The 8139-nt window shown below is 49.5% G+C and carries 8 protein-coding genes; 2 read left to right on the top strand and 6 right to left on the bottom strand.

The window, feature by feature from the left end; translation table 11 throughout:
* On the top strand, positions 1 to 1267 hold a 1267-nt coding region (locus tag V7Z69_RS09145; RefSeq protein ID WP_334139690.1), incomplete at its 5' end, for an aspartate aminotransferase family protein.
* Positions 1268 to 1331: 64 nt separating this feature from the next.
* Here V7Z69_RS09145 and V7Z69_RS09140 read toward each other — a convergent pair.
* The 6 genes from V7Z69_RS09140 to ilvE form a co-directional block, all read right to left on the bottom strand.
* A complete protein-coding gene (locus tag V7Z69_RS09140; RefSeq protein ID WP_334139689.1) occupies positions 1332 to 1877 on the bottom strand; it encodes a YciC family protein in 546 nt (181 codons plus the stop codon).
* Positions 1878 to 1951: 74 nt separating this feature from the next.
* Complete coding sequence (gene buk / locus V7Z69_RS09135; RefSeq protein WP_334139688.1) at positions 1952 to 3028, bottom strand: butyrate kinase; 1077 nt, start codon at positions 3026 to 3028, stop codon at positions 1952 to 1954.
* A 67-nt stretch (positions 3029 to 3095) separates the two neighbouring features.
* Entirely contained in the window at positions 3096 to 4016 is a 921-nt protein-coding gene (ptb, locus tag V7Z69_RS09130) for a phosphate butyryltransferase (RefSeq protein WP_334139687.1), read from the bottom strand.
* A gap of 83 nt (positions 4017 to 4099) precedes the next feature.
* Positions 4100 to 5005 (bottom strand): bifunctional enoyl-CoA hydratase/phosphate acetyltransferase, encoded by a 906-nt coding sequence (locus V7Z69_RS09125; protein WP_334139686.1) that lies wholly within the window; start codon positions 5003 to 5005, stop codon positions 4100 to 4102.
* 3 nt (positions 5006 to 5008) lie between these two features.
* Positions 5009 to 6100, bottom strand: a complete 1092-nt coding sequence (gene buk / locus V7Z69_RS09120; protein WP_334139685.1) for a butyrate kinase — start codon at positions 6098 to 6100, stop codon at positions 5009 to 5011.
* A 136-nt stretch (positions 6101 to 6236) separates the two neighbouring features.
* Positions 6237 to 7109, bottom strand: a complete 873-nt coding sequence (ilvE, locus tag V7Z69_RS09115; RefSeq protein ID WP_334139684.1) for a branched-chain-amino-acid transaminase — start codon at positions 7107 to 7109, stop codon at positions 6237 to 6239.
* A gap of 147 nt (positions 7110 to 7256) precedes the next feature.
* On the opposite strand from ilvE, the gene V7Z69_RS09110 reads away from it, so the two are divergent.
* The gene (locus V7Z69_RS09110; RefSeq protein ID WP_334139683.1) at positions 7257 to 8081 is read left to right on the top strand and encodes an aminotransferase class IV; all 825 of its coding nucleotides are present in this window, start codon (positions 7257 to 7259) and stop codon (positions 8079 to 8081) included.
* The last annotated feature ends 58 nt before the right edge of the window (positions 8082 to 8139 follow it).

Raw genomic sequence — 8139 nt, 5'->3', positions numbered from 1 at the left:
TTATCTCTTTCACTTTACCAAAGTAGACGGAACGAAATATAGGCTCATCTACATCCTATCCAGTGCGGCCGTGTACAACATAGGCCACAGTCATCCTGCGGTGGTAGAGGCGGTGAAAAATCACATTGAGAAGATACAAAACTACACCATCGTCTACTTCTACAACGAAGAACCAGTTAAGCTCGCAGAGCTTTTGACCCAATCCACACCTGGCGATTTCCCCAAAAAGGTGGCTTACGGTTTCTCTGGCTCGGACAGCGTGGACTCGGCCATAAAGGCCGCCAGGGCCTTCACTGGCAAGAAATATATAATAAGCTTCAAGCATTCCTACCATGGAATGACCTACGGCTCTCTGTCAGCCACCGGGATAATAGACCAGGAAACCAAGAAGGTCATCTGTCCCGATGAACACATTGTGTTTGCTGAATATCCCGATCCTTATCGCAACAAGTGGGGCATAGATGGTTATGCTGAACCGGACCTATTATCCCAAAAAGCCCTGCTGGAGATAGAAAAGCTGATAGAGGACCTACAGGGCGATGTGGCTGGCGTGATCATAGAGCCTGCACAGGGAGATGGAGGAATGATATTTCCTCCTGCGGAGTTCATGAAAGGCCTCAGAACTCTCACGGAAGAAAAGAACATAGTCTTCATAGACGAGGAAGTTCAGACCGGAATGGGCCGAAGCGGCAAGATGTGGGCTATAGAACACTACGACGTAGCCCCTGACGTAGTGGTATCGGCAAAGGCTTTAGGAGGCGGCATGCCCCTTGGAGCCGTAATAGGCCGAGCCGAGATAATGGATGCAGTACCTGTCCCGTTTTTTGCCTATACCCATGCAGGACACAGTGTAAATTGTGCTGCCGCAGTGGCGGTGCTGGAAACCCTCAAAAAAGAGAACTTATTGCAGAAAGCAGAAGAAAGAGGGCTTTTCCTCAAAGAGTGGTTCAAAGAAAAGGCGTCCCAGTATCCCTTCATCGGGGACGTAAGAGGAAAAGGCCTTCTCATGGGCGTAGAGATCGTATCTGACAAGGCCTCAAAGACTCCCGACAAAGCCACTGCCCTAAAGATTTCTTGGGCTGCATGGGAACGGGGCTTGATATTGATAACTTTCGGCAAGAACGGAAACGTCCTAAGGGTAGCTCCTCCGATCAATATATCAGACCAGCTTTTGGAGGAGGCCCTTGAGATCATAGATGCCTCCTTTAAGGACACAGCAGAGGGCAAGGTGCCCGACGCAATACTGCCGTGCCTGAAGGGATGGTAGATCCTCACTTCCACACTCCTCTTCTCTGCCTGTGGTCCCGGTCGCCCCACCGGGACCTTTTTTATCAAGCCCCGCTAGAATTCAACAAACCTCTGTAAACATAAGTAATGGCCAAAAACGTTACAGGAACCGTTATAAGCACTCCCACCCCAAACAGAAGGCTCCCTCCCAAATTGGCCAATACTACAAGAACATCGAAGAAAAAAAGTTCCCAACGAACTTGCTTGGTGAGGGAAAGACTCTCCTTTAAAGCCTGAATAGGACCCATGCCTTTGTCCAATACAAGAAAAGGGGCAAATTGAAAGATTACCCCTAGGTAAAGCCCCGGCACCACAAAGAGCATAAGCCCAAAACCAAGCATCATTCCGTACAAAGTTGTGACGATGAAATAAGGGACAAACCTCCTAAGCATATGCTTAAAGGCATCAATACTGGCTCTTCCATTATCAAAGATGTGAAGACACAAGCTCAAAAGCGCCATGGCCGACACAATTCGTAAAAGGGAACCAAAAAGCATGGCCACATTATACAGGAGGCTTCCCTCATTCCAGTTCTTGGAATAGACTTCCAGAAGAAGCATCGGAAAAAGGAATATGGCAAAAAAACTCAAAAAAAAGAAGAAATTTCTAACAAAAGCCTCCCAGCCATATAAAAAACTTTCCTTTATTGCGACCGTGCCTGTCTTCAATCTAGATACTCCCTAGCCACTTCTTCCCCCCTCAATACCCGTAAGGCTCCTTCCGCCAGCGCTTTCATCTCATCTTCGCCAGGGTACACCTTCACAGGAGCTATAAAGGAGATCCTCTCTTCTATCTCCTTTACAAATCGCTGACTGTAGGCCAATCCTCCGGTCAAAACCACCAGATCCACCTTGCCACTCAGGGCCGCAGCGCGAGAAGCTATTTCCTTTGCCACCTGATACGCCATCGCCCTGAAGATTAGCTCGGCGTGTTTGTCCTTTTCATCCATGCGTCTTTCCACTTCTCTAAGATCGTTGGTGCCCAGGTGCGCAACAAGTCCTCCCTTACCCGTGAGCTTTCTCAAAAGTTCGGTCATCTCTATTTTCCCGCTGAAGGCGTACTTTACCAATTCTCCCGCAGGTAGAGAACCTGCCCGTTCTGGAGAGAAAGGGCCTTCTCCATCTAAGGCATTGTTTACGTCTATAACCCTACCCTTTTCGTGGGCGCCTACGGAAATTCCACCACCCATGTGGGCAACCACGAGGTTTACTTCCTCATACTTTTTACCCATTTCAGCAGCAGCTCGCCTAGCCACTGCCTTTTGATTCAGGGCATGAAAGATGGACTTTCGGTCGATGCCTGGAAGACCCGAGAGTCTGGCCTCATCTATCATCTCGTCCACCACGACAGGGTCAACTATAAAGGCAGGCTTACCTCCCGCTTCATCCGCTAGATGTTTAGCCAAGGGTGCACCAAGATTGCTCGCATGAGCGCCGTACTTGCAAGACCTCAAATCTTCGAGCATCCTTTCACTTATGTTGTACGTGCCTCCCGGAATGGGACGAAGAAGCCCGCCCCTCCCGACGAAGGCATCTATGGTAGTTATGTCCTCGCCGTGTTTTTGGAGGGTCTTCTTTATCTCCTTGAGCCTGAAGGGTTCCTGAGCTGGTATGCCAGCATAGTGACTCAATACATCCACATCATAACGCTGGGTCTCGCTCCATTTCTCCTGTTCATCCTCGAAAAGAGCGATCTTAGTGCTGGTAGATCCAGGGTTTATTGCCAAAATCCTGAAAGCCATGGTACTCCTCCCTCCACTCATAAAGAAGAGGGCCGCTCTCTGCGTCGGCCCTCCAGGATACTTTCACTTACTTGTTCTGATACACAGAAAGGGCAACCGCAGAGGCTATGGAAAGGAGCTTGGTCTCTGGAGTATCGGATCTGCTTGTCAAAACCACAGGGGCCTTGGCTCCAAGGACCAGTCCTGCCGTCTTATTGTTGCTGAAGTAAACTATTGCCTTTGCCATCATGTTTCCTGCCTCTATATCAGGGACAAGAAGGATGTCCGCTTTGCCGGCGACTTCGGAAACTATGCCTTTATGCTTGGCCGACTCCTCGCTTATGGCGTTGTCCAGGGCAAAAGGCCCATCAACAATGCAACCTTTTATCTGCTTACGACGGTTCATCTGAGAGAGAGCTGCCGCATCCAATGTGCAGGGCATGTCGGGGTTGACCACTTCCACAGCCGCAAGAACTGCGACCTTGGGCATCTCTATGCCGAAGGCATGAGCGAGCTGGACGGTGTTGTTTATAATGTTAACCTTCGTGGGAAGATCTGGATACATGTTGAAGGCTGGGTCGCAAATGAAAAAGAGCCTATCGTAACCCTCTCCCTGATGAATGTACACATGAGAAAGGGTCCCGCCGGTGCGAAGCCCAACTTCCTTGTTAAGCACTCCCCTGAGGAAGTTAGCCGTGGAAATCATGCCCTTCATCAGTATGTCTGCCTTGCCGGAGGAAACCAGCTTAACGGCCTCAAGGCTGACCTCGTTCTGGCTGCCTTTTACGTCCACCACTTCGTAGTTGCTCAAATCTACGCCCATAGAATCGGCCACTTCCTTGAGCTTGTCTGCGTTGCCTACCAGGAATGCCTCTGCAATGCCTTCTTTCCTGGCATTTTCAACGGCCTCTAACACCTCTGGGTCTTCTGCCAGTGCCACGGAAATTTTCTTGGGACCTACTTCCTTCGCGTATGCAAGAAGCTCTACAAGGGACTTGATCTGTTTCATTTACAGGACCTCCTTAGTAAAATGTAATTTATTTACGAAACAATATATTATCAAAATATAGCCAAATATCTATTGAGACTTACTTATCTACTGGCCAAAACAGCCCCCAAAGCTATAGAGCGCAATTTGGTCGCCGCAGAATCGAACCGGCTCGTCAAAACTATAGGAGTCTTAGCCCCCAAAATAACTCCGGCGCCAACCCCTCCAGCCATGTACATCATGACCTTGCCCACCATGTTTCCTGCCTCTATATCAGGAACCAGCAGTATGTCCGCCTTGCCTGCCACTTCCGATACTATGCCCTTATGCCTTGCCGATTCCTCGCTTATGGCGTTATCCAAGGCAAGGGGTCCGTCTACTATACAGTTCTTTATCTGGCCACGAAGGTTCATCTGTTTTAATGCTGCAGCATCAAGGGTACAGGGCATATCAGGGTTGACCACTTCCACCGCTGCCAACACAGCCACCTTGGGGCAGTCTACGCCAAGCTTCCTATAGCAGGAAACCGCGTTCTCTATGAGGGCTTTTTTCGTGTTCAAGTCGGGATACATGGTCATGCCTCCATCGGTCAGGGATACCACCCTTCCCAGCTTGGGGATGTAAAAGAGGAAAAGGTGAGACAACATGGCTCCCGTCCTGAGGCCCCACTCCTTGTTCAAGACCGCCTTGAGCAAAGTAGCAGTCTTGACGTTTCCCTTCATCAGGAGGTCTGCCTCTCCCGAAGAAACGGCCTTGACTGCCTTCTCTGCTGCTTCACCCTCGGAGGAACAGGGCACCCTCTCGAAATTGGACACATCGATGCCTAGCTCAGCGGCGTAGGCATCCACCTTTTCCAGGTCACCGAAGAGCACAGGCTCAATTACTCCTTCTCTAGCAGCATCCCAAACTGCCTCAAGCACATCAATCCCTTGAGCTGCCGCTACAGCCAAGCGCATCTTTCTCCCAGCCTTGCTTTCAGAAATCAAAAACTCCAAATCTTTAAAGGACACTTTTTACGCCTCCCGCCTTTTTATGGAATCACCGTAAATCCTAGGCTCTTCCTCACCTCTGAGCACCCTTAGTGCTCCTTCTGCGAGAGCTCTCATCTCATCCTCACCAGGATATCGCAAAACAGGCGCGATCCACTGCACCCGTTCCTGGACAAGGGCGACGAAATCGCTGTCGTGCGCTACTCCGCCGGTTATCAAGATAGCATCCACCTTCCCCTTGAGCGTGGCAGCGTACGATGCTATCTCCTTGGCAACTTGCAAGGCCATGGCCCTGTAGACCAAGAGAGCCTTTTGATCTCCTTCCGCTATGCGCTTTTTCACTTCCCTTACGTCGCTTGTCCCCAAGTAGCCCATCAAGCCCCCACTGCCTACCAGTTTTCTCCGTATCTCCTGCATGGTATACTCTCCGCTAAAGCAAAGCCTGACCAGATCACCTGCAGGCACTCCTCCCGCTCTCTCCGGGGAGAACGGGCCGAACTCGTTTGCGTTATTAAGATCCACCATGCGCCCCCCCGTATGGGCACATACCGTAATGCCTCCGCCAAGGTGAGCCACTATAACGTCCAACTCATCCCATTTCTTCCCCAGATCTTTCGCCGCTTTTCTAACCGTGGCCTTGACGTTCAACGCATGGGCCAAAGATCTTTTGGGAAGCTCTGGAAGACCTGTTATCCTGGATATGTCATCTAATTCGTCCACCGCCACAGGATCCACTATGAAAGCCGGTATTCCCCTCTCTGAAGCTATAGAATGAGCCAATATACCTCCAAGATTCGATGCGTGTTCCCAAGGCTTTCCTCTCCTAAGGTGTTCCAGCATAAGGTCATCCACCTTATACGTACCCCCCGGTATGGGATCCAATATGCCTCCTCTTCCTACCACTGCCGACAGCTCCTCCAGGCTGCTTCCTTTTTCCTCAACAACCTTAAGTACCGTTGTCAACCTATACTCATACTGGCTTGCAACCGACTGGAAAGAGGCAATTTCCTCGGGATCATGGGATATGGATTCCTGCCAAACCTTTTCTTCATCCTTGAACCATGCCACTTTAGTGCTGGTGGACCCTGGATTGATAGCCAAAATCTGAAAAGCCATACTCCCCACTCCTCCATTTGCATGACAAGTAAATGGGCGGGAGTAGAGATATCCCGCCCTTAACTGCGTAAGTGCTCTGACGTGTCTTGAAATCGTATTTCGGACCAATTGCGGAATATAAAACGCTTTTTAACTATTATATAGGATAACCTTCTTTTTTGACGAGCTCCATGAACAAACTACGGAGCTTCTTGGTTATCGGACCAGGCACACCGTCACCTATCTTCCTGGAGTCAACTTCCACAACGGGAATCACTTCCGCTGCCGTTCCGGTGAAGAATATCTCGTCGGCGGTATATACATCGAAACGGTTCATGAAGGTTTCCTCTACTGGAATTCCTTCCTGCTCTGCCAGTTCCATTATGGCCTTTCTGGTTACACCCTTAAGGATTCCCACCGCCGGGTGAGGTGTCTTCAGGGTTCCGTCCTTCACGATGAAGATGTTGTCCCCTGTACCCTCGGTTACGAACCCTTCCCTGCTCATGCATATGGCTTCCAAGCAACCTGCAGTTATAGCCTCTATCTTGGCCATTATGTTGGGAAGGTAGTTGTTGCTTTTGACCTGGGGAGCCAAGACCTCACCATAGTTCCTTCTAGTGGCAGCGGTAATGGCTTTGAGACCCTTTTCATAAAACTCCTCAGGGTAGAGGGCGATCTTGTCGGCTATACATACTATACTTGCATTGCCGTGACACTTGCGGGGGTCAAGTCCCAAATCTCCCACACCTCTTGTTACCACCAAGCGAATATAGGCATCCTTGAGGTTGTTCTTCCTGCAGCTTTCCGCTACTATCTCCATCATTTCCTTCTTGGGGATCTGTATCTCGAGCCAAATTGCCCTTGCCGAGTCATACAACCTATCTATGTGCTCCTCCAGCCTGAACACTCTACCGTTATATGCTCTGATCCCCTCGAACACCGCGTCTCCATAAAGAAAGGCATGGTCGAAAACCGAGACCTTTGCTTCCTCCTTGGGCACAAACTTGCCGTCAATATAAACCAAACCCATACTCTCAACCTCCTCCATATACTAAAACATCCAAAACAGGTTTATTATAAACTAAAATCACTACAATTGAGATACAATGTGCTAATTTGCAAGTTTTTGTTGTATACTATCATATTATTCATTCGAAAGTAAGAGGGAGGCAGTATCATGCGCTTTTGCTACATGAATGGGAAATATACCGACCCCCACAAGACATATATCCCCGTAACAGATTTGTCAGTACAAAGAGGGGTAGGAGTCTTCGAGACTATACGAACGTACAACAGACGCCCCATGGCCCTTTCTATGCACCTCGAACGCCTGAAGGAATCAGCACAAAGATGCGGCATAAACATGCCCCTAACAATGGAGGAGATGAACGAAATAATCCGAGAGGGGTTGAGCCGCTTCGAGGAAGACGCAAGAGCTAGGCCATACTTAACTGGTGGCGATATAGAGATGGGCGGGCAATTCCCAAAGGGAAGATTTTTTGTGTTTTTCGAACCCTTAAATCCACCTGATGAGAGGCTCTACAAGGAAGGGATAAAGCTTCTACCCATAGACATGGAAAGGCCCTTACCCCACATAAAAAGCATAAACTACTTGCAAGGATACCTGCCACTTCGGGAAGATCCAGAGGCCGCAGAGGTTCTCTACTGCCCCAACGGTGAAATAACAGAGGCATCCCACAGCAACGCCTTTATGGTCAAAGGCAAGGAGATAATAACTGCTCCCACAAGCAGGGTCTTGGCAGGAACCATGAGAAACATGGTCATTGAGGTGGCGAAGGAGGCAGGTTTCGTCGTTATAGAGCGATGCCCCAGAATGGATGAACTGCCCGAAGCGGAGGAATTTTTCATAACCGGGAGCGTAAAGGAAGTAATGCCGGTAGTGAAGGTTGGCAAGACAATCATAGGAAAAGGCAGGCCCGGCCCCGTCTCACAGATGCTCAGGCACCTGTATCTTCAAAATATCGAAAGGTGGTTGGAGTGAACACTACCACCGTCTAAGAGGCAGGGCTTTTCAGCTCAAAAGATAAAAAGGCCAACCA

Origin of the sequence: Thermovirga lienii (assembly GCF_036847465.1) — a bacterium.
Classification (GTDB): domain Bacteria; phylum Synergistota; class Synergistia; order Synergistales; family Thermovirgaceae; genus Thermovirga; species Thermovirga lienii.
Note: the sequence above shows the minus strand (reverse complement) of the source record. Positions and strands in the feature narration are given on the sequence as shown.

What these genes read in the sequence shown, in the direction of transcription:
- buk (WP_334139688.1), bottom strand. Translation starts at nt 3,028, where the DNA reads ATGGCTTTCAGGATTTTGGCAATAAACCCTGGATCTACCAGCACTAAG.
- buk (WP_334139685.1), bottom strand. Translation starts at nt 6,100, where the DNA reads ATGGCTTTTCAGATTTTGGCTATCAATCCAGGGTCCACCAGCACTAAA.
- ilvE (WP_334139684.1), bottom strand. Translation starts at nt 7,109, where the DNA reads ATGGGTTTGGTTTATATTGACGGCAAGTTTGTGCCCAAGGAGGAAGCA.
- V7Z69_RS09110 (WP_334139683.1), top strand. Translation starts at nt 7,257, where the DNA reads ATGCGCTTTTGCTACATGAATGGGAAATATACCGACCCCCACAAGACA.
- ptb (WP_334139687.1), bottom strand. Translation starts at nt 4,016, where the DNA reads ATGAAACAGATCAAGTCCCTTGTAGAGCTTCTTGCATACGCGAAGGAA.